This window comes from Clostridium sp. Ade.TY (assembly GCF_000498355.1).
Lineage (GTDB): Bacteria > Bacillota > Clostridia > Clostridiales > Clostridiaceae > Clostridium.
The window spans coordinates 70,627-91,314 of the sequence record NZ_AVSV01000002.1 but is presented as its reverse complement, the minus strand read 5'-3'; the positions used below and the strand labels follow the sequence as shown (position 1 = coordinate 91,314).

Annotated in this window: 23 protein-coding genes; 22 read left to right on the top strand and 1 reads right to left on the bottom strand. The window is 29.2% G+C overall.

Features of this window, described 5'->3' with window-relative positions:
- The first annotated feature begins 61 nt into the window (after positions 1–61).
- On the top strand, positions 62–1,069 hold the full coding sequence (locus O212_RS0100450) for an ABC transporter substrate-binding protein (protein ID WP_024613208.1): 1,008 nt from the start codon (positions 62–64) through the stop codon (positions 1,067–1,069).
- A 509-nt stretch (positions 1,070–1,578) separates the two neighbouring features.
- Here O212_RS0100450 and O212_RS0100445 read toward each other — a convergent pair.
- The gene (locus O212_RS0100445) at positions 1,579–3,360 is read right to left on the bottom strand and encodes an L-fucose isomerase (RefSeq protein WP_024613207.1); all 1,782 of its coding nucleotides are present in this window, start codon (positions 3,358–3,360) and stop codon (positions 1,579–1,581) included.
- 184 nt (positions 3,361–3,544) lie between these two features.
- On the opposite strand from O212_RS0100445, the gene O212_RS0100440 reads away from it, so the two are divergent.
- The 21 genes from O212_RS0100440 (at position 3,545) to O212_RS0100340 (ending at position 20,674) form a co-directional block, all read left to right on the top strand.
- Positions 3,545–4,960: a rhamnulokinase family protein gene (locus tag O212_RS0100440; RefSeq protein ID WP_201767150.1), complete on the top strand. Its 1,416-nt coding sequence runs from the start codon at positions 3,545–3,547 to the stop codon at positions 4,958–4,960.
- Positions 4,961–4,984: 24 nt separating this feature from the next.
- Complete coding sequence (locus tag O212_RS0100435) at positions 4,985–5,758, top strand: DeoR/GlpR family DNA-binding transcription regulator (protein WP_081705784.1); 774 nt, start codon at positions 4,985–4,987, stop codon at positions 5,756–5,758.
- A 196-nt stretch (positions 5,759–5,954) separates the two neighbouring features.
- On the top strand, positions 5,955–6,752 hold the full coding sequence (locus tag O212_RS0100430) for a class II aldolase/adducin family protein (protein ID WP_024613204.1): 798 nt from the start codon (positions 5,955–5,957) through the stop codon (positions 6,750–6,752).
- Positions 6,753–6,754: 2 nt separating this feature from the next.
- Positions 6,755–8,416, top strand: a complete 1,662-nt coding sequence (locus O212_RS0100425; protein ID WP_024613203.1) for a propanediol/glycerol family dehydratase large subunit — start codon at positions 6,755–6,757, stop codon at positions 8,414–8,416.
- A gap of 19 nt (positions 8,417–8,435) precedes the next feature.
- Entirely contained in the window at positions 8,436–9,014 is a 579-nt protein-coding gene (locus tag O212_RS0100420; protein WP_024613202.1) for a propanediol/glycerol family dehydratase medium subunit, read from the top strand.
- Entirely contained in the window at positions 9,011–9,403 is a 393-nt protein-coding gene (locus tag O212_RS0100415) for a diol dehydratase small subunit (RefSeq protein ID WP_024613201.1), read from the top strand. The genes O212_RS0100420 and O212_RS0100415 overlap by 4 nt, the downstream gene beginning before the upstream one ends.
- Before the next feature lie 60 nt (positions 9,404–9,463).
- A complete protein-coding gene (locus O212_RS0100410) occupies positions 9,464–9,904 on the top strand; it encodes a heme-binding protein (RefSeq protein WP_051372971.1) in 441 nt (146 codons plus the stop codon).
- Positions 9,886–11,358: an aldehyde dehydrogenase family protein gene (locus tag O212_RS0100405; RefSeq protein ID WP_024613199.1), complete on the top strand. Its 1,473-nt coding sequence runs from the start codon at positions 9,886–9,888 to the stop codon at positions 11,356–11,358. Before O212_RS0100410 ends, O212_RS0100405 begins: the two co-directional genes overlap by 19 nt.
- A 17-nt stretch (positions 11,359–11,375) precedes the next feature.
- Positions 11,376–12,578: a zinc-binding dehydrogenase gene (locus O212_RS0100400; protein ID WP_024613198.1), complete on the top strand. Its 1,203-nt coding sequence runs from the start codon at positions 11,376–11,378 to the stop codon at positions 12,576–12,578.
- Between the two features lie 12 nt (positions 12,579–12,590).
- A complete protein-coding gene (locus tag O212_RS0100395) occupies positions 12,591–12,896 on the top strand; it encodes a BMC domain-containing protein (protein WP_024613197.1) in 306 nt (101 codons plus the stop codon).
- Positions 12,897–12,915: 19 nt separating this feature from the next.
- A complete protein-coding gene (locus O212_RS0100390; RefSeq protein WP_024613196.1) occupies positions 12,916–13,194 on the top strand; it encodes a BMC domain-containing protein in 279 nt (92 codons plus the stop codon).
- Positions 13,195–13,207: 13 nt separating this feature from the next.
- Entirely contained in the window at positions 13,208–13,501 is a 294-nt protein-coding gene (locus O212_RS0100385; RefSeq protein WP_024613195.1) for a BMC domain-containing protein, read from the top strand.
- 138 nt (positions 13,502–13,639) lie between these two features.
- Positions 13,640–13,918 (top strand): BMC domain-containing protein, encoded by a 279-nt coding sequence (locus tag O212_RS0100380; RefSeq protein WP_024613194.1) that lies wholly within the window; start codon positions 13,640–13,642, stop codon positions 13,916–13,918.
- Positions 13,919–13,935: 17 nt separating this feature from the next.
- Positions 13,936–14,583 carry a phosphate propanoyltransferase gene (locus O212_RS0100375; RefSeq protein ID WP_024613193.1) on the top strand — a complete coding sequence of 216 codons (648 nt, stop codon included), beginning with the start codon at positions 13,936–13,938 and terminating at the stop codon, positions 14,581–14,583.
- Between the two features lie 73 nt (positions 14,584–14,656).
- On the top strand, positions 14,657–14,905 hold the full coding sequence (locus O212_RS0100370) for a EutN/CcmL family microcompartment protein (protein ID WP_024613192.1): 249 nt from the start codon (positions 14,657–14,659) through the stop codon (positions 14,903–14,905).
- Between the two features lie 21 nt (positions 14,906–14,926).
- The gene (locus O212_RS0100365; RefSeq protein ID WP_024613191.1) at positions 14,927–16,255 is read left to right on the top strand and encodes a 4Fe-4S dicluster domain-containing protein; all 1,329 of its coding nucleotides are present in this window, start codon (positions 14,927–14,929) and stop codon (positions 16,253–16,255) included.
- Positions 16,256–16,261: 6 nt separating this feature from the next.
- Positions 16,262–16,810, top strand: coding sequence for a BMC domain-containing protein (locus O212_RS0100360; protein ID WP_024613190.1), 549 nt, complete (start codon positions 16,262–16,264; stop codon positions 16,808–16,810).
- Between the two features lie 13 nt (positions 16,811–16,823).
- Positions 16,824–17,183 (top strand): BMC domain-containing protein, encoded by a 360-nt coding sequence (locus tag O212_RS0100355; protein WP_024613189.1) that lies wholly within the window; start codon positions 16,824–16,826, stop codon positions 17,181–17,183.
- A 250-nt stretch (positions 17,184–17,433) separates the two neighbouring features.
- Entirely contained in the window at positions 17,434–17,985 is a 552-nt protein-coding gene (locus tag O212_RS0100350) for an ECF transporter S component (RefSeq protein WP_024613188.1), read from the top strand.
- A gap of 286 nt (positions 17,986–18,271) precedes the next feature.
- Positions 18,272–19,624, top strand: a complete 1,353-nt coding sequence (locus tag O212_RS0100345) for a sucrose-specific PTS transporter subunit IIBC (RefSeq protein WP_024613187.1) — start codon at positions 18,272–18,274, stop codon at positions 19,622–19,624.
- Between the two features lie 72 nt (positions 19,625–19,696).
- Complete coding sequence (locus O212_RS0100340; protein WP_024613186.1) at positions 19,697–20,674, top strand: LacI family DNA-binding transcriptional regulator; 978 nt, start codon at positions 19,697–19,699, stop codon at positions 20,672–20,674.
- Positions 20,675–20,688: the final 14 nt, after the last annotated feature.

Below are 20,688 nucleotides of genomic sequence, written 5' to 3'. Positions count from 1 at the left end.
AGTTATTAAAATAAATAATTAATTTAAATTAAAACATAAAATTTGTGGGAGGGTATGATTTATGAAATTAAAAAAACTTGTAGCTATGGTTGCTACAGCAACAGTACTTGCAGTTGGGGTTGTTGGTTGTAGTTCGGGAGGACAAGGAACAGGTGATTCATCAGGAGGAACAGAAAGTAAAAAGGATGATACTTATATTGCAGTTATTTCAAAAGGATATCAACATGAGTTTTGGAAGACTGTAGAACAAGGAACACAGAAGGCAGCAGAAGAACTTGGTATAAAAGTAACTTTTGAAGGTCCTGATAGTGAGACAGAAGTTGATAGACAAATAGAAATGGTTGAAAATGCTATAACAAAGAAAGCGAATGCTATAATGCTTGCACCACTTGATAATAAAGCATTATTGCCAGTTGTTCAAAAGGCTGAAGAAAAAGGAATTCCAGTAGTAACTTTTGATTCAGATTTAGATTCTAATATTCAAAAGAGTTTTGTAGCAACTGATAATAAAGCTGCAGGTGCAATAGCTGCAAAAGAAATGTCAAAGCAAATTGGTGGAAAAGGAAAGGTTGCTATAGTTGCTCATAATGAGGGAACATCAACAGCTCAAGAAAGAAGAGATGGATTTAAAGAAGAAATAGAAAAAAATCATAAAGATATAGAAATAGTTTCAATACAATATTCAGATGGAGATCATGCAAAGGCACTTGCTAAAGCTACTGATATAATGACAGCTAATCCAGATTTAAAAGGATTATATGCAACAAATGAAGGTGCAGTTATAGGTGTTGCTACAGCTGTTAAAGAAAAAGGAAAAGCTGATGATATAACTTTAATAGGATTTGATTCATCAGATCAAGAAATAGCTTTCTTAAAAGAAAAAATAATAGATGGTTTTGTTGTACAAAATCCATATAATATGGGATATTTAGGAGTTAAAGCTGCTAATGATGTATTAGAAGGTAAAACTATTGAAAAGAGAATAGATACTGGTGCAACTTATGTAAGTTTAGAAAACTTTGAAAATGATGATATCCAAAAATTATTATATCCATTAGGAAAGAAATAATATAAAGTTATATTTTTAGGGGGAGATAAAGTCTCCCTCTTTTTGCATTATAAATATTAATATGGTAAAAGATTTACACAAAAATAAATGTAATTAATCTATATATAGTAATGAAAAACTATGATATATATAATATAAAAGTATATCTATCATAGTTTATGTGGATCTTGTAAGAATTACTTTTATAGAAAATACATTGAATTATAAACGAAATATTATAAAGAGTTGTATTAAAAATTTATTTTTGTTAAATTACTAGTAATATTTATTTATGATAGTATCCATATAAATAATGAAACTTAAAGTAATAATTTTTAATTATTTAATAGTTTATTTTAATCAAAATAATTTGATTTAGTTGAAAGAAATACTATAAATTATATTATATGTTTTTAAATGGTTAATTTTATGTTATTTCAAACAGTAAAGTTTTAGTTCATATATTGATTATAATAAATATAAAAAGCATAGGTATTTATAACCTATGCTTTTTATTAATTTATATTAATTTATTTATATAGAGGTCCAAAGTTTTGACATGCTCTAAAATCAGCACCTTCAAGATCCTTTAATCCATGTAATCCCCAAGCGCTTGGTCTAAATATTTTTTCTTCTGGAACATTATGCATTGAAACAGGAATTCTAAGAATTGATGCTAAAGTTATTAAGTCAGCTCCTATATGTCCATAAGAAATAGCACCATGATTTGCTCCCCAATTGTTCATTACTGAATATACATCTTTAAATGCACCTTCACCAGTAAGATTTGGAGCAAACCAAGTTGTAGGCCAAGTGTTATCAGTTCTATTATCTATAGTCTTAGTTATTTCTTCATCTAATTCAACGGAATATCCTTCAGCAATTTGCAGAACAGGTCCTAATCCATCAACTAAGCAAATTCTTGACATTGTTAATGGCATATTTCCTTTAGATAAAAATTTAGAAGAGAATCCACCACCTCTAAAATATTCATTTACTGCAGGGTGCCAAGTTGTTGCAGATAAACAGTCTTTAACTTCATTTTGTGTAATTTCCCAGAATGGTTTCATTGTAGGATTTCCATCTGCATCAGTTTGTCTACCTGAAGCATCTAATGTTGCAGCTCCTGAATTAATTAAATGGATAAATCCATTTTTAGCTTCGTTAGGAAGAGTTTTTCCTGTAACTCTTTTAACTGCTTCTGGAGACCAATATGTTCTAACATCAGCAAATATTTGAGCTGTATTAGTAAGCAAATGACCAAATAACATAGGTACAGCATTTAGTGAGTCATTTTCAGTTGCAAAAACAAAAGCTTCTCTTAATCCGTTCCAGTCAAATGAAGAATTTAATATAGCTTCCATAAAGTCACCATTTGGTGAATGATCTGTCCAGTGTCTTTGACCTTGGAATCCACCGGCAATTGCATTATGACCTTCTGATTCTTCTTTAAATCCAAGTGTTTCTAATCTTGGGTTACCAACCATTAAGTCTCTAACAATTAAAGTCATTTTAACAACAGTTTCCCAGATTTTATCTTTTTCTTCTCTAGTTTTTTGGTTGTTTTCAGAATTTTTATCAAATCCTTCTATGCAGTTTTCTTTAACCCAAGATAAAGCTTTATTAAATTCATCTTTATCATAAATTTCTCTATCAATTCTTCTAGTTATTTCACTCATGTCAACATATTCATTTCTCATGCCAAGATATTTTTGAAAGAATTTTTGATCAACCATAGATCCGGCAATTCCCATAGATACAGATCCAACTGAAAGATAAGATTTCCCTCTCATAATAGCTACAGATAAACCTGCTTTTGCGAATCTTAAAAGTTTTTCTTTTACATCATCAGGTATTTCAGTACAATCTGCATCTTGAACATCTCTACCATAAATTCCAAATGCAGGCAATCCTACTTGATTGTGACCAGAAAGAGCAGCTGCTAAATAAACTGCACCAGGTCTTTCAGTACCATTAAATCCCCAAATTGCTTTTGGCATATGTGGATCCATATCAATTGTTTCTGTACCATAACACCAACAAGGAGTTACAGTTATAGTTAAACCAACCCCTTCTCTTTTAAACTTCTCATAACATTTACTTGCTTCATTAACTCCACCTATAGTAGTGTCTGAAACAACACATTCAACTTGTTCACCATTAGGATAATGTAAGTTTTCTTTTAAAAGTAAAGCAACAGAATGTGCCATATTCATAGTTTGTTCTTCTAAAGATTCTCTTACACCATTTCTTCTACCATCAATAGTAGGTCTTATACCTATTTTTGGATATTTATTATTTATTTTATACATAAAGCACCCCCAAAAAGTTTTATTCCCAATATTTTACAATATAATTTTATAATGAAACAAAAGACAAGTCAATGGAATAATGTAAAAGTTTTCCAAAAAATCTTTTGAATATGTTGTTTGTATTTGATTTATGTTGTATTATATAATTACCAAAAAATGTAAAATGAATAGAGGAGGGAGATTTTTGAGTAATTTTTTAGCTTTTGATTTTGGAGCATCATCAGGAAGAGCTATAATAGCAGAATTTATTAATGGAAATTTAAAATTAGAAGAAATATATAGATTTCCAAATGAACCGGTGTTTTTAGGCGGTAAATATGTTTGGGATTTTCCAAGATTGTTTAATGAATTAAAAAACGCTTTAAAGAAAGTTTCTGTAATGAATAAAAAAATTGATGGTATAGGTATAGATACTTGGGGGGTGGATTTTGGACTAATTGATAAAAATGGAAATCTAATTGGAATGCCTATGCATTATAGAGACAAAAGAAATTATTATGGAATGAAAGAAACAGAAAAATTTATAAGCTTAGATAATTTATATTTAAGAAATGGAATATCAAATAATGTATTTAATACTTGTTTTCAGCTTGTAGCAGATAAGAAGTATAGAAAAGAAATTTTAGAAAGTAGTTATTCACTATTATTTATGCCAGATTTATTTGCATATTATTTAACTGGCGAAATGAAAAATGAATTTACAATAGCATCTACATCAGCATTATTAAATATTAACAATAAAGAGTGGGATTATGAGCTTATTGATAAACTTGATATTCCAAAAAAAATATTCAATAAAATAATAAATCCAGGAGAAATATATGGTTACTTAACTGAAGAAGTGTTAGAGGAAACAGGACTTTCTTACAATATACCAGTAATAGCAGTAGGGGGACATGATACAGCATCAGCTGTAATGGGAGCTCCATTGAAAGATGAAAAAACTGCATATTTAAGTTCTGGTACATGGTCTTTATTGGGAGTTGAAAGTAATATTCAATTTAAGACGAGAGATGCTTTAAATTGGAATTTTACTAATGAAGGCGGAGCATTTAATAAAGTTAGAGTTTTAAAAAATATTAATGGATTATGGTTACTTCAACAGCTTAAGAAAAATTGGTGTGAATTTCATGAAAATATAGATTTTCCAGATATAATAAGAGAAGCTAAAAAACATGAAAATAAAAAGTTTATAGTGAATACTAATGATTCAGAGTTTATGAATACTAAAAATATGATTAAATCAATACAAAAATATTGTGAAAAAAATGGACAAGGAATTCCAGGAGAATTAGGTGAGCTTTCAATAGCTGTTTATAATGGGTTAACTAAAGAGTATAAGGATACTATACGTGATTTAGAAAGTTTATTAGGTTATGAAATAGAAAGGATTAATATTGTGGGTGGTGGAATTAAAGATAAATATTTAAGTGAACTTACAGCAAAAAAAACTGGCAAAAAAGTTATAGCTGGGCCAATTGAAGCTGCTGTAATTGGTAATATTATAATGCAATGTATAGCTTGTGGAGAGATTTCATCAATACAAGAAGGAAGAAAGATTATTGAGAGGTCATTTAATGAAGAAATGTATTCTATTTAAATAGAATATATGAGCATAGCGGAGGTGAAAAATTTGTTAGCCGTTGAAAGAAGGCATAAAATTGTAATGCAAATTCAAGAAGAAAAAAAAGTTTTAGTTCAGGAATTATCTAATAAATTTTCTGTAACTGAAGAAACTATAAGAAGAGATCTTGAAAAATTAGAAGAGCAAGGAATATTAAAAAGAACTTATGGTGGAGCTATAGTTAATGAAGGAACAAATGTTGATATGCCTTTAGATATGAGAGAGGTAATAAATAAAGATGGAAAAATGAATATAGCAGAGAGAGTTGAAGAAGAAATTAAAGATGGTGATACAATAATGCTTGATTCATCATCAACAGCCTATTATGTAGCAAAGTGTTTAAGAAAGAGTAATAAAAGAGTCACATTAATAACTAATTCATTAAAGGTTATAACAGATTTTCAAGATTATAAAAATGTAAAACTTATATTAGCTGGGGGAGTATTTAGAGAATCATCTAAATCCTTTAATGGAAAATGGGCGGAAGCTATAATAAAAAATTATTACGTAAACAAGGCAATTATATGTTGTAAAGGAATAGATATTGAAAGAGGGGTTATGGATTCTAATGAAGAAGAGGCTGAAGTGAAAAAAACAATGGTTAATTCAGCAAGTAAAGTAATATTAGTAGTGGATTCCATAAAATTTGATAGAAGTTCTTTTGTTAATATAGTTGGATTTGAAGATATAGATTATATATATACAGACAAAGATGTAAATGATAAATGGAAAAAAGTTTTAAAAAATAACAAAATAGAGTTAATAGTATGTTAATTAAAAAGAGTTTGCTATATAGCAAACTCTTTTTATAGTTTATATAAAATTTATCTTTTTAAAATAAAAGATAAAACAAAAAAATAACAAATAAATAAATACCATATATTGACAATAAAGAAATTAAATGGTAAAATTAGGAAAGAAAAAAGAAAAATAAAGATAAGTAAAAATGAAATGGGTAGGGGGATTATTTATGATATCAGAATATGAAATAAAAAAACAAATTTGTGAAATTGGAAAGAGAATTTATAATAATGGTTTCGTTGCAGCAAATGATGGAAATGTATCAGTTAGAATAAATGAAAAAGAAGTACTTTGCACACCAACTGGTGTTTCAAAAGGGTATATGACTACAGATATGATTTGTAAGGTTGATATGGATGGAAATGTACTTAGTTCAAATGGAAAATTTAAACCTTCTTCAGAAGTTAAAATGCATTTAAGAGTATATAAAGAAAGACCAGATGTTAAATCAGTAGTTCATGCTCATCCACCATATGGGACTAGCTATGCAATTGCTGGAATTCCGTTAGATAAGGCAATAATGCCAGAGGCTGTAATTGCTCTTGGAAATGTACCAATAGCTGAATATGGAACACCATCTACAGAAGAAATACCAGATGCAGTTGCTAAATATCTTCAATGTTATGATGCTGTTTTATTAGAAAATCATGGAGCATTAACTTATGGACCAGATCTTATGTCAGCTTATTTTAAAATGGAATCATTAGAATTTTATGCAAAACTTATGTTTATATCAAGTCAGATTGGTGAACCTCAAGTTTTAAATAATAATCAAATTGATAAATTATTAGATATAAGAAAGGGAATGAATTTAATAGGAAAACATCCTGGATTATGTTGTAACGAAGATGGAAATTGTAAATATAATTCAAATAATTTATCAGAAAAAGAAGCTACTTTAAATAATGATATCGTAGAAAAAATAGTTAAAGAAGTTACAAGTAAAATATTAGGATCAATTAAATAAGTATGAAATCCAAAAGATTTGAAACTTTAAGAAATAGGCCTATTAATAATGATGTTTTTATGAAGGAATGGCCAGAAAAGGGCTTTACAGCAATGAAAAGCCCTTTTGATCCAAAGCCTTCTATAAAGATTAAGGATAATAAAGTTATAGAATTAGATGGTAAAGTTAGAGAAGAATTTGACTTTATAGATTATTTTATCGCGGATTATTGTATAGATAAAAATATGGCAAAGGAAGTTATAAATGTAGATTCTTTAGAATTTGCAAGAATTATGGTTGATATAAAAACACCCAGAGAAGCAATAGTAAAAATAGCGAAAGGATTTACTCCAGCAAAAATTATTGAAATAATAAATAATTTAAATGTTGTTGAAATGATGATGAGTATGCAAAAGTTGAGAGCAAGGAGAACTCCTGCAAATCAAACTCATATAACAAATTTAAAGGATAATCCTATTTTAATTGCAGCAGATGCAGCAGAATGTGCTCTTAGAGGGTTTAGAGAGGAAGAAACAACAGTTGGAATTGTAAGGTATGCTCCTTTTAATGCTATTTCACTTTTAATTGGTTCTCAAATAGGTAAGAGAGGTGTTTTAACTCAATGTGCTGTGGAAGAGGCTACAGAACTTGAACTTGGACTTAGAGGTTTTACAACATATGCAGAAACAATGTCTGTATATGGAACTGAAAGTGTATTTTTAGATGGTGATGATACTCCATATTCTAAAGCATTTTTAAATTCTGCATATGCATCAAGAGGTTTAAAAACAAGGTTTACATCAGGTACAGGATCGGAAATTCTTATGGGAGAAGCTGAGAAGAAATCAATGCTTTATTTAGAGACTAGGTGCTTAATGGTTACAAAAGGAGCTGGATCACAAGGAATTCAAAATGGAGCAGTAAGTTGTATTGGGATTACATCATCTGTACCATCTGGAATAAGAGCAGTATTAGCAGAAAATTTGATTGCGGCAATGCTTGATTTAGAAGTTGCATCATCAAATGATCAAACATTTTCACATTCAGATATAAGAAGAACTGCAAGACTTTTAATGCAGTTTTTACCTGGAACAGATTTTATATTTTCAGGTTATAGCGGAACTCCAAATTACGATAATATGTTTGCAGGTTCTAATTTTGATGCGGAAGATTTTGATGATTATAATGTCCTTCAAAGGGATTTGAAAGTGGATGGTGGTCTTAGACCTGTAAAAGAAGATGAGGTTATAAAGGTTAGGTATAAGGCTGCAAAAGCAATACAAGGGGTTTTTAGAGAACTTAATTTATCAAACATAACTGATGAAGAAGTTTTAAAGGTAACTTATGCACATGGAAGCAAGGACGTTTTAGATAGAGATGTAATAAAAGATTTTGAAGCTATAGAAGATTTAATGAAAAGAGGAATAACTGGTATTGACATAGTAAAGGCACTCATAAATGCAGGTCATAAGGATGTGGGAGAAGATATTTTAGAAATGTTAAAGCAGAGAGTTTCAGGCGATTATCTTCAAACATCAGCTATATTAGATGATGAATTTAATGTTATATCTGCAATAAATAATAAAAATGATTATTTAGGTCCTGGAACAGGATATAGGTTAGAGGGGAAAGAGTGGGAAAAGGTTAAAAATATAAATAATTTAATAGATAAATACTCCTATTAAGGATTAGGAGGTAAAAGTTATGAATGAAGATTTATTAATAAAAGAAATAACAAAAAGGGTATTAAAAAAGATAGAAAATTTAAATGAAGAGATTAAAGATGAGGTTATTATTGGAATAAGCCCAACATTTAATGAAGAAGTTAAATTCACATTAAATGGATTATCTCACAGAGATGTAATAAAAGAAATTGTTTTAGGTATTGAAGAAGAAGGTCTAAAATCAAGGATTATAAGAGTTTTTAAAACTGCTGATGTAGCTTTTATAGGGAAAGAAGCTGCATTAGAAAGTGGTTCAGGAATAGGAATAGGAATACAAGCTAAAGGAACTATATTAATACATCAGAAAGACTTATATCCATTAAGCAATTTAGAATTATTTCCTCAAGCTCCACTTATAGATTTAAAGACTTATAGAAGTATAGGGAAAAATGCAGCTAAATATGCAAAAAATCAAAATCCAATACCTATAAAAGTAAAAAGTGATTGTATGATAAGACCTAAATATCAAGTAAAGGCAGCCCTTCTTCATATTAAAGATACTGAAAAGGTTTTAAGGGATAAAAGTTCTATTTATGTAAATTTGGAGGAGTTTATATGATATATCCATTAAGTCAAAGTGACTTAGAAATAAAGAGTAAAAGTGGAAAAAGGCTAGAAGAGATAACTATAGATGAAGTAATAAATGGAAATGTAACAGGTGAAGATATAAAAATATCAAAAGAAATATTATTACTTCAAGGAAAAATTGCAGAACAATCTGGAAGAGAACAATTAGGGGAAAATCTAAAAAGAGCATCAGAACTTGTTAGTATTCCAGATGATGAATTACTCAAAATATATAATATGTTAAGGCCTTATAGAAGTACAGAGTTAGAACTTTTAAAGAAAGCAAATGAATTAAAAGAAAAGTATAATGCAATGAAGTGTAGTGAACTTATAATGGATGCTTTAAAGGTTTATAAAAGGAGAGGGATACTTAAAAAATGAAAATATTTGGATTTTATGTAGGTAGATACATAAAAGGCCTTTTGTTAAAGGGTGATTTTTATGGATAAAATAAACTTTTTAAATTTAGAATTATCAAAAAAGGTTATTGAAGAAGTTGAGAATTTAGCCAAAAATGAAGGGATTCCAGTAGTTATTGCTATATGTAATGAATGGGGAAGTATTATAGCAGTACACTTTATGGATGGAGCACTTCCAGCTAGCTTGGATATTGCTATAAATAAAGCTTTTACTTCAGCTACTATTAGAATAGCTACTGAGGATTTAAAAGCTTTATCTATAGATGATGGTGAACTTTTTGGAATAAATAATACAAATAATAATAAAATAGTGGCATTTCCTGGAGGATTTCCTATAAATCAAAGTGGAAAAATAGTTGGAGCTATAGGAGTAAGTGGGGGAAGTGCGGAGTATGATAACAAGCTAGCTTTATTTGGGAAAAATATTTGCGAGGGGGTAATTCAGTGGAAGATAATGAAATAATTTTAGAAGAGATAGTAAAAAGAGTAATAAGAGAAATAACTACTAAAGATATTATAGAAAATGGAGAAAAGCATAATTGCAAAGGAAATTGCAAAAAATCTGGTAGTTGCAAATGCAAGAATAAAGAATCACATGAAAAATATTTATTCGATAATGCTAATGATGCGGTAAATGCAGCTAAAAATGCTTATGAGAAATTAAAAAATTTAACTATAAAAGATAGAGAAAAAATAATAGAAAATATTAGAAAGAAGTGCCTTGATTATTCAGAAAAAATATCTAAAATGGCTGTTGAAGAAACTGGAATGGGAAGATATGAACATAAAGTTCTAAAACATGTATTAGTTGCAGAAAAAACTCCAGGAACAGAAGACATAGTTACAACTGCTTGGAGTGGGGATTCAGGTCTTACATTAATAGAAAATGGAGCTTTTGGCGTTATTGCAGCTATTACACCATCAACTAATCCAACAGCGACAGTGTTTTGTAATTCGATTGGAATGATTGCTGGAGGAAATACTGTTGTATTTGCACCACATCCTGGAGCCAAAAATTGCTCAAGTTTTGCAGTAAAACTTATTAATGAAGCATCTGTTGAAGCTGGAGGACCTGAAAATATAGTTGTATCTTTTAAAGAACCAAGTATAGAAAATACAACTGATTTAATGAAACATAAGGACATTACATTAATTTCAGCAACAGGAGGTCCTGGAGTTGTACATCAGGCATTATCAAGTGGAAAAAGAGCAATAGGTGCAGGGGCTGGAAATCCACCAGTTTTAGTTGATGAAACAGCAGATATTAAGAAAGCTGCCAAAGATATATTAGATGGGGCAACTTTTGATAATAATTTACCATGTATAGCTGAAAAAGAAGTAGTTGTAGTTAATGAGGTATGTGATGAACTAATAGAAAATATGGCTTTATTTGGAGCATATGTTATAAAAGATAAGTCAATTATAAAAAAATTAGAAGAACTAGTTCTTATAAATAAAAATGGAAAGAGAATATTAAATAGAGATTTTGTGGGAAAGGATGCAAAAGTAATTTTAGATAATTTATCAATAGATGTTGATGATTCAATAAGGTGCATTGTATTTGAAGGAAGTTATGATGATTTACTTATACAAGAAGAACTTATGATGCCAATACTTGGAGTTTTACGAGTTAAAGATTTAGATGAAGGTATAGAAATTGCAGTTAAACTTGAACATGGAAATAGGCATTCAGCTCATATGCATTCAAGAAATGTAGATAATTTAACTAGATTTGCAAAAGCTGTTGATACTGCTATTTTTGTAAAAAATGCACCTTCATATTCAGCAATAGGATTTGAAGCAGAAGGTTTTACAACATTTACTATTGCAAGTAAAACTGGTGAAGGATTAAGTTCAGCAAGAACATTTACTAAAAGTAGAAGATGTGTATTAAAAGATGGCTTATGTATTAGATAGTGAATGGGAGGTATGTTATGGAAGCAAATAATTTAAATATAGAAGAAATTATAAAAAGTGTAGTTAAAGAGATGATGAAGGATGACGTAAAAGAAATTATTACTACTAATGAAAATTTAACTACTGGAAAAGTTGGTATGTTAGTATCTAAAGAAAAGATTGAGATTAAAGAATTTAAAATACCGGAAATAAATGATGATGAAATATTAATAAAGATTGAAGGCTGCGGAATATGTGGAACAGATGCTCATGAATTTAAAAATGATCCATTTGGTTTAATTCCCTTGGTACTTGGACATGAAGGTACTGGAGAAATTATAAAAATTGGTAAAAATATAAAGAAGGATTCAAGAGGAAAAGAACTTAAAATTGGAGATAAAATTGTTACTTGTATAATTCCATGTGGTGAATGTGATGTTTGTTTAAATCATCCAGAGAGAACTAATTTATGTGAAAATCAAGGAATATATGGGCTTATAAGTGATGATGATATTCATCATAATGGGTGGTTTGCAGAGTACCTAGTTATAAGAAAAGGATCAACTATATTTAATGTTTCAGATATGGATTTACATTCAAGAATATTGATAGAACCGGCAGCGGTTGTTGTACATGCAGTTGAAAGAGCGAAATCTACTGGTCTTTTAAAATTTAATTCAAAAATTTTAGTTCAAGGTTGTGGACCAATTGGATTATTATTACTTTCAGTTTTAAGAACTATGGGAATAGAAAATATTATTGCGGTAGATGGCAATTCAAATAGATTAGAAATTGCAAAAAGCCTTGGGGCAAATAGTGTAATAAATATAACTGAAAGTAAGGATTTTAATGAAACTATTAAAAAAGTTTATGATTTAACTGATAACTTAGGAGCAGATTTTGCATTCCAATGTACTGGTGTTCCAAAGGCTGCATCTGGTATATGGAAATTTATAAAACGAGGTGGTGGACTTTGCGAAGTAGGATTTTTTGTAGATAATGGTGATTCAACAATTAATCCTCATTATGATATTTGTAAGAAGGAAGTTACTGTAGTTGGTTCATGGGTTTATACACCACAAGATTATTTAATAACATTTGATTTCTTAAAGAGAGCAAATGGAATTGGACTTCCAATTAAAAAATTAATAACACATGAGTTTAATTTAGAAAATTTACAGGAAGCAATGTTAACTAATATAAGACAAGATGGAATAAAGATAGCTATAGTTAATAAATAATGAGGTAATAAAATGAAAGCTATTGGATTAATTGAAGTATTTGGTCTTACAGCCGCATTAGTTGCAGTAGACGCAGCGTGTAAAGCTGCAAATGTAAAGATTGAAGCTTTAGATAAAAATAAACCTAAAAATGCGGATGAACTTAATGTTCCATTGTTAATAGTAGTTAAATTTAGTGGAACTATAAGTGATGTAAATATGGCTATGGAAGCAGCGATAAATGCTTCAAATAAAATATCTGGAGTTCATTCAAAGTATGTAATGGCTCATCCGGATGAAGGTATTAAGGAATTTATAAAAATAAGTTGTATAAAGTAAATTTAAGGGGGATTTTATTATGAAACAAGAAGCTTTAGGAATGATAGAAACAAGAGGATTGGTTGCAGCTATAGAGGCAGCAGATGCAATGGTAAAGGCAGCAGATGTAACTTTAATTGGAACAGAAAAAATAGGATCAGGACTTGTAACTGTAATGGTAAGAGGAGATGTTGGAGCTGTAAAAGCAGCTACAGAAGCTGCATCAGAAGTTTCAGGAAGACTTGGAGAAGTTGTTGCGGTACATGTAATACCAAGACCTAATGGGGATGTAGAAAAAATATTACCAAAATTAGATTAATTAAAGGTTTGATATGGGATCACTAGGGATAGTGGAAGTAGTTGGAGTGGTATCTGCAATGTTAACTGTGGATACCATGACAAAAGCTTCTAATGTAAAATTAGAAACTTTAGAAAAAAAACTTGGTGGAAGGCTTGTTACTATAATAGTTTCGGGAAATATTTCAGATGTTAAAACAGCAGTTGAAGTTGGTAATGAAACTGCAAATAAAATAACTAAATGTGTAGCAAAAGCAGTTATTAGTAGACCTCATGAAGAAGTAATAAATATTATAAAAAAGAGTAAGCAAAAATACAAGGGGCTATAGTTTATGAAAGATAATAAGGAAATCACTTCAATAGATATATCAAATGAAGATAAGACTAAGAAAAAAAGGGGAAGAAAAAAGAAAGAAGTAGTGAAAAGTAATGATATTAATAAAAAAGAAATTATGGAGGGTTTTAAAATGGGACAACAAGCATTAGGTATGTTAGAAACAAGAGGTTTAGTTGCAGCCATAGAAGGTGCAGATGCAATGGTAAAGGCTGCAAATGTTGAAATGGTAGGAACAGAAAAAATAGGGTCAGGACTTGTAACTGTAATGGTAAGGGGAGATGTTGGAGCTGTAAAAGCAGCTACAGAAGCAGGAGCAGAAGTAGCTGGAAGGCTTGGAGAAGTTGTTGCGGTGCATGTAATACCAAGACCACATTCATCAGTTGAGCTAATATTACCAAAAAATATTTAATATAGAGGCCTTTTATTATGTATGAAAAATTAGTTGATAAAATAACTGAAGAGGTATTAGAAATACTTAATAATAGTGAAATCAATATTAAGCCTATAGAATGTAAAAATGTTAAAGTTGGAATATCAGCAAGACATGTCCATTTATCTAAGGAGCATTTAGAAATTCTTTTTGGTAAAGGGTATGAATTAACAAAAAGTAAAATTCTAATGGGAGAACAATATGCAGCTTCAGAAACAGTAACTTTGGTTGGTAAAAAGTTAAGATCTATAGAAAAAGTTAGAATACTTGGGCCAATAAGAGATAAAACACAAGTAGAACTTTCAAAAACAGATTCTATATTTCTTGGGGCAAATGCACCAGTTAGATTATCTGGAGATATAAAGGATTCTGGGGAAATAGTAATAGTTGGACCAAGAGGAACTATAAAAATTGAAGAAGGCTGTATAATTTCCAAAAGACATATTCATATGAATCCAATAGATGCTGAAAAATATAATATGAAAGAAGGTACCGTTTCTATAAAAGTTAAAGGTGAAAGAGCTGGAATATTAGAAAATGTTGATGTAAGAATTAGAAATGATTTTCACTTAGAAATGCATATAGACACAGACGAAGGGAATGCACTTGGCATTAAAAATGGAGATTATGTTGAAATAATATAAGCGTTTTATTCCAAATTTAGACTTTATATAAGTCTTATTTGGAATAAAGCTTATAAATAAGGATGTGAACAGAGTGATAGTTGGAAAAGTTATAGATAATGTTGTAAGCACTAGAAAAGAAGATGGATTGATGGGATATAAGCTTTTAGTAGTTGAACCTTTAGAAGGATATAATAATGGAAAAAATATAGTGGCTATAGATAGGGTTGGAGCAGGAAGACAAAGTATTGTTTTGGTAACTATAGGTGAAAATGCTAACTTAGGCCTTTATAAAAAAGATGTTCCAATAGATGCAGCAATAGTTGGAATAGTTGATGAATAAAAAAGAAAGGGGGAATTCTTTATGGTACTAGATGAACTTAAAGCTTTATTAAAAGAATATGGAGTTGTTGGAGCTGGAGGAGCTGGGTTTCCTACATATGCAAAATTATCATATGATGCAAATATAATTATATTAAATGGGGCAGAATGTGAGCCTTTATTTAGAGTTGATAGAAACCTTTTAAAAGAAGAAACTTATAAAATATTAAAAGGGTTGGACATAATAGTAGAAACTTTAGGAGCTAAAGAAGGGATAGTTGCATTTAAAGAACATTATAAAAAGGCAAATGATGCTGTTGATAATGAAATATATAAATTTGATAGACTTAAAAAGTTTTTACTAAAAGATGGTTATCCAGCTGGAGACGAAGTAGTTTTAGTTTATGAAGTGACTAATAAGATAGTACCACAAGGAGGAATTCCTTTAAATGTTGGAGTTATGGTTATAAATGTAGAGACAGCACTTAATGTATATAATGCTGTAGAATTAAATATTCCCGTAACACATAAATATTTAACTGTTGGAGGTGCTGTTAATGAACCTAAAACTATATATGCACCTATAGGAATTAAATTTAAAGATTTAATAAAAGAGGCTTCAGGATCTACAATTGAAAATTTTAAAGTTTTAGTTGGGGGACCAATGACAGGAAGAATTGGAAGCTTAAATGATACAGTAAATAAAACTACAAAAGGGATATTTATAATTCCAAAGGATAGTTCTATAGTATCAAATAGAGAAATTAAATTATCTATAGAACTAAAAAGAGCAATGGGAGTTTGTTCTCAATGTAGAATGTGTACAGATTTATGTCCAAGATATAATTTAGGTCATAAGATAGAGCCACATAAAATAATGAATTCATTAGCTTTTGGATTAAATTATAATACAGAAGTATTTATCAATGCCTTTGGATGTTCAGGATGTAATCTTTGCTCTTCTTATTCTTGTCATCAAGGGTTAAATCCTAAAGCAGTAATTGATGAATTAAAAAATAGATTTAGAAAAAATGGTATAAAACCAATTAAGATAGATGACATAAAAGAAAAAAAGGATAGGGATTATAAAAGAGTACCAGTAAAACGAGTTTTATCTAGGTTAGGTTTAACTAAGTTTGATAAAGAAGCTGAAATATGCAATTTTTCAGGAGAAATAAAAGAATTAAAAATAAATTTAAAACAATCAATAGGAAAAGAGTCAAGCCCTATAGTTAAAATTGGAGAAAGCATAAAAAAGGGACAAGTTATTGCAGAAGTAGATAATTGCTTAGGTGTGTATTTACATTCACCTATTAATGGGAAAATTAAAAATATTTCTAATGAGTTTATTGAAATAATTAAGGGGGTGTAGTTTATTTTGAATGGTGCATTAGGGTTAGTTGAATTTTTGAAAGTGCCAACAGGAATGTTAATTTCAGATAAAATGGCAAAAACATCTAATATAGAGATAATTCATGCAGCAACAGTTTGTCCAGGTAAATATATAGTATTATTTAAAGGAACTATATCTGAAGTTAAAGAAGCATTAGATGTTGCAAAGTTTGAAAGTGAAGAAAATATTATAGATAGTTTTCTTTTAGGAAATCCTGTAGAAGATATATATAAGGCTATTACTGGATGTAATGAGATAATTGAAAGTTCGGCTGTAGGTATAGTTGAGAGTTATTCAGTTGCATCAATAATAGAAGCTGCTGATATAGCTGCAAAAAGTGCTAAGTTAAATTTAGTAGAAGTTAGACTTGCAAGAGGGATGTGTGGTAAAAGTTTTTTTATAGTAAGTGGAGATATTTCAGCAGTTGAAATGGGGATAAGTACAAGTAAAAAAATGTTAAAAGAAAAAGGCATGTTATTAGATGATGCTATTATAAATAACCCAGATAAAGGATTTATAGAAAACTTATATTAGGAGGTCATATATTATGAACATATTTGATGACAAAGAAGTAATGAGAGTAGTTCAAGAATATGTACCAGGAAAGCAAGTTACTCTTGCACATTTAATAGCAAATCCAGTAGATGAATTATATAAAAAGCTAGGGCTTGTAATTGATAAAAAGGGAGCACTTGGAATAATGACTATAACCCCTAGTGAAGCATCTATAATAGCAGCTGATGTAGCTACAAAATCATCAGATATTTCTATAGGATTTATAGATAGATTTAGCGGATCTTTAGTTATAGTTGGAAGTGTTTCGGCAGTTGAAGAAGCACTTAAAGAAGTAATTAAAGTTTTAAGTGAAACTTTAAAATTTACAAGTACGATTATAACTAAATCATAAAAGTAAATAGGGTAACTTAAATAAAAAATCTAGTAGATATTTTCTACTAGATTTTTATATATATAAGTGTATAAATTATACATATGAAATAAATAATATTTATAATATGAGAACTAATTTATACAAATTTATTAAAACTATACTATATTGTAACGATACATTTGACCTAAGTGTTATATAGGAATACTATTAGTAGCATAAAGAGTGTTAGTTAAAAGATTTGTTTAAAATAAATTAGGAGGAAGTAATAATGAATAATATAAAAGTTAAAGAAGATGAGAAAATAAAAATACTCATAATGACAAGCTTAATGATAGCAGTTGTATTTGTTTCAGGAAGTATAATAAAAATACCAACTCTTAATGGGTTTATGCAACCAGGTGATTGTATGGTATTATTATCAGGAGTTTTACTTGGAAGGAAGTATGGAACTGTAGCAGGTGCTGTTGGAATGGCTTTGGTAGATATATTTGGAGGATATTTAATATGGGCTCCATTTACATTTGTAATAAAAGGATTAATGGCATTTGTTGTTGCGGTTTTTATAGAAAAGTTTAAAGATAAAACAATAAAAGTTTATATTTTAGCATTTATTATTGGAGGAATTATAGATTTAGTAGGATATTTTATAGCTAATGCTATAATGGGAGGTTTAATTTTAGGTGCATCAAATGGTTTTGTAGGAAGTATAATATATGCAGCCATGCATTTACCAGGAGATACAGCCCAAGTTATATTAGGAATTGCAATTGCAATTCCATTAGCTAAATTTATATATAGTATGAGAAGAAACATATTTTAATAAATAAAGGAGATCATCTTAATATTAGATGATCTCTTTTTTATATGAAATTTTATGAAACTAATACCATAAAATTGATGTAAAGGTTTAATATAAAAAGAAAATAAATCGTTTAAATTATAAAAATACTTATATATTACTATATATAATATTAATTTTATAAAAAATATAATAAAATATTTATAAATACAAATTATATTAAATTGACAAGAAAATGTGGAATTGATACCATATAGTCAAGAAGTAAATAAAAAAATATGATGAGTTTTATATGGGAGGATTAAATATGAGCAAAGAACAAGTAGTTGCAAGAGATATATTAAAATATATCGGTGGAAGAGAAAATATAAAGTCAATGGAGCATTGTGCTACTAGATTACGTCTTATAGTAAAAAATAAAGATCTTATTGATGAAAAAGAAATTGAAAATATTGATGGTGTAAGAGGACAATTTTTTGCAGCAGCTCAATATCAGATTATTTTAGGAACAGGTTTTGTAAATAAAGTTTATAAAGCTATGCAAGAAGAGGGGATAGACTCAGGAAATGTAAAAGAAGATGCATATAGTAATATGACAATACCTCAAAAAATATCACGTACACTTGGAGATATTTTTGTTCCTATAATACCTGTACTTGTTGCAACTGGATTATTTATGGGTCTTAGGGGACTTCTTGTAAATTTAGGGATAGACTTTAACCCTACATTTATGAAACTTTCAGAAGTTTTAACAGATACTGCATTTATATTTTTACCAGCATTAGTTGCATGGTCAACATTTAAAAAGTTTGGGGGAACACCTGTTGTAGGTATTGTTCTTGGATTAATGCTTGTTGCACCACAACTTCCAAATGCATGGGAAGTTGTAGGAGGCGCAAAACCTATTTATATATCATTACTTGGATTAAGTATTCCTATAGTAGGATATCAAGGATCAGTTCTTCCGGCTTTAGTTCTTGGTATTATTGGTTCTAAAATTGAAAAAACTATAAGAAAATTCATGCCAGATGTTTTAGATTTAATTTTAACACCTTTTATAACTTTATTAATATCAATGATACTTGGACTTTTAGTTGTTGGACCAATAATGCATACAACTGAAATATATATATTAGATTTATTTAAGATGTTTTTAGCACTTCCATTTGGAATTGGTGGAGCAGTGATAGGTGGTATTCATCAAGTTATAGTTGTAACAGGAGTTCATCATATATTTAATGCTTTAGAGGTTGAACTAATTTCTACAACAGGCTTAAATCCATTTAATGCAGTTATAACTGGAGCTATAGTTGCACAAGGAGCGGCAGCACTTGCAGTTGGACTTAAGACAAGAGATAAGAAAAAACGTTCATTATATATTTCATCAGCTATACCGGCATTTTTAGGTATTACTGAAGCTGCGATATTTGGTGTTAATTTAAGATTTATAAAACCGTTTATATTTGCATGTGTTGGAGGAGCTGTATCAGGGATGGTAGCATCAATAATACATTTAGCTGGATCTGGAATGGGAATAACAGCGGTACCAGGTGCTCTATTATACTTAAATACAAATATAGTTGGTTATTTATTAGTAAATGCAATAGGAATAGTGGTAGCATTTATATTAACATATATGTTCTTCAAACCAGAAGAATAATAGCATAAGCCCTAAAAGTAGTGGTATAATTGAAAAAGAAAATTCGGTTATACCATTATTTTAGGAGGTAAAATGAAAGTTACAATACAAGATATAGCCAACATGGTAGGAGTATCAAAAAGCACTGTATCAAGATATTTAAATGGTGGTTATGTAAGTAAAGAAAATACTAAAAAGATTAAAGAAGCTATAGAAAAAACAGGCTTTGAAACAAATTTTTTTGCTAAAAGATTAAAATCAAAAAAAAGTAAACTTATAGGGATAATAATTCCTAGAATAGACTCATATACAGCAGGTAAAACATTAAATGGAATAAATAAAAAGCTTCAAGAGTATGGGTATCAAGGAATAATATTAACAAGCGAATTAGATAGAAATACAGAATTAAATCATATAAAAAATTTATATAATCAAGGTGTAGATGGAATTATTATAATGTCTTTTGAAATATCAAAAGATCATATAAATTTAGCAAATAAACTTCCTATACCTATTATGTTTTCAGGACAGAGATCAGAATATATAAACCATATTGAATTAAATGATAGGGCTATAGGTAAAATGCTTGGAGAGTATATAAAAGATCAAGGGCATAAAAATATTGTATTTTTAGGAGTAAGTGAAAAAGATAAAGCAGTTGGGTTAGATAGAAAGAATGGATTTTTTGATGCTTTTTATGAAGAAAAGTGTAATTTAAATTTTGTTTTAACAGATTTCTCTTTTGAAAGAGCATATGAATCAGGAAAAAAAGTTCTAAATTATAATCCTACAGCAGTTGTTTGTGCTACAGATAATATTGCGCTTGGGCTTATGAGATATTTCTTTGAAAAAGGTATAAATATGCCAAAAGATATATCAATTGCTGGGTTTGGAGGTTATGATGTTGGAGAAATAACATATCCTTCACTTACTACTGTAAAGATTGACTATAGATTATTTGGTGAAAAAACAGCAGAAAGAATTTTAAAGTTAATAAATGAAGAAGAATTAGAAAATAATTATGAAATACCTGCAAAATTAATAATAAGAGAAAGTGTAGGTAAAGTTTAATATATTTTTTTATT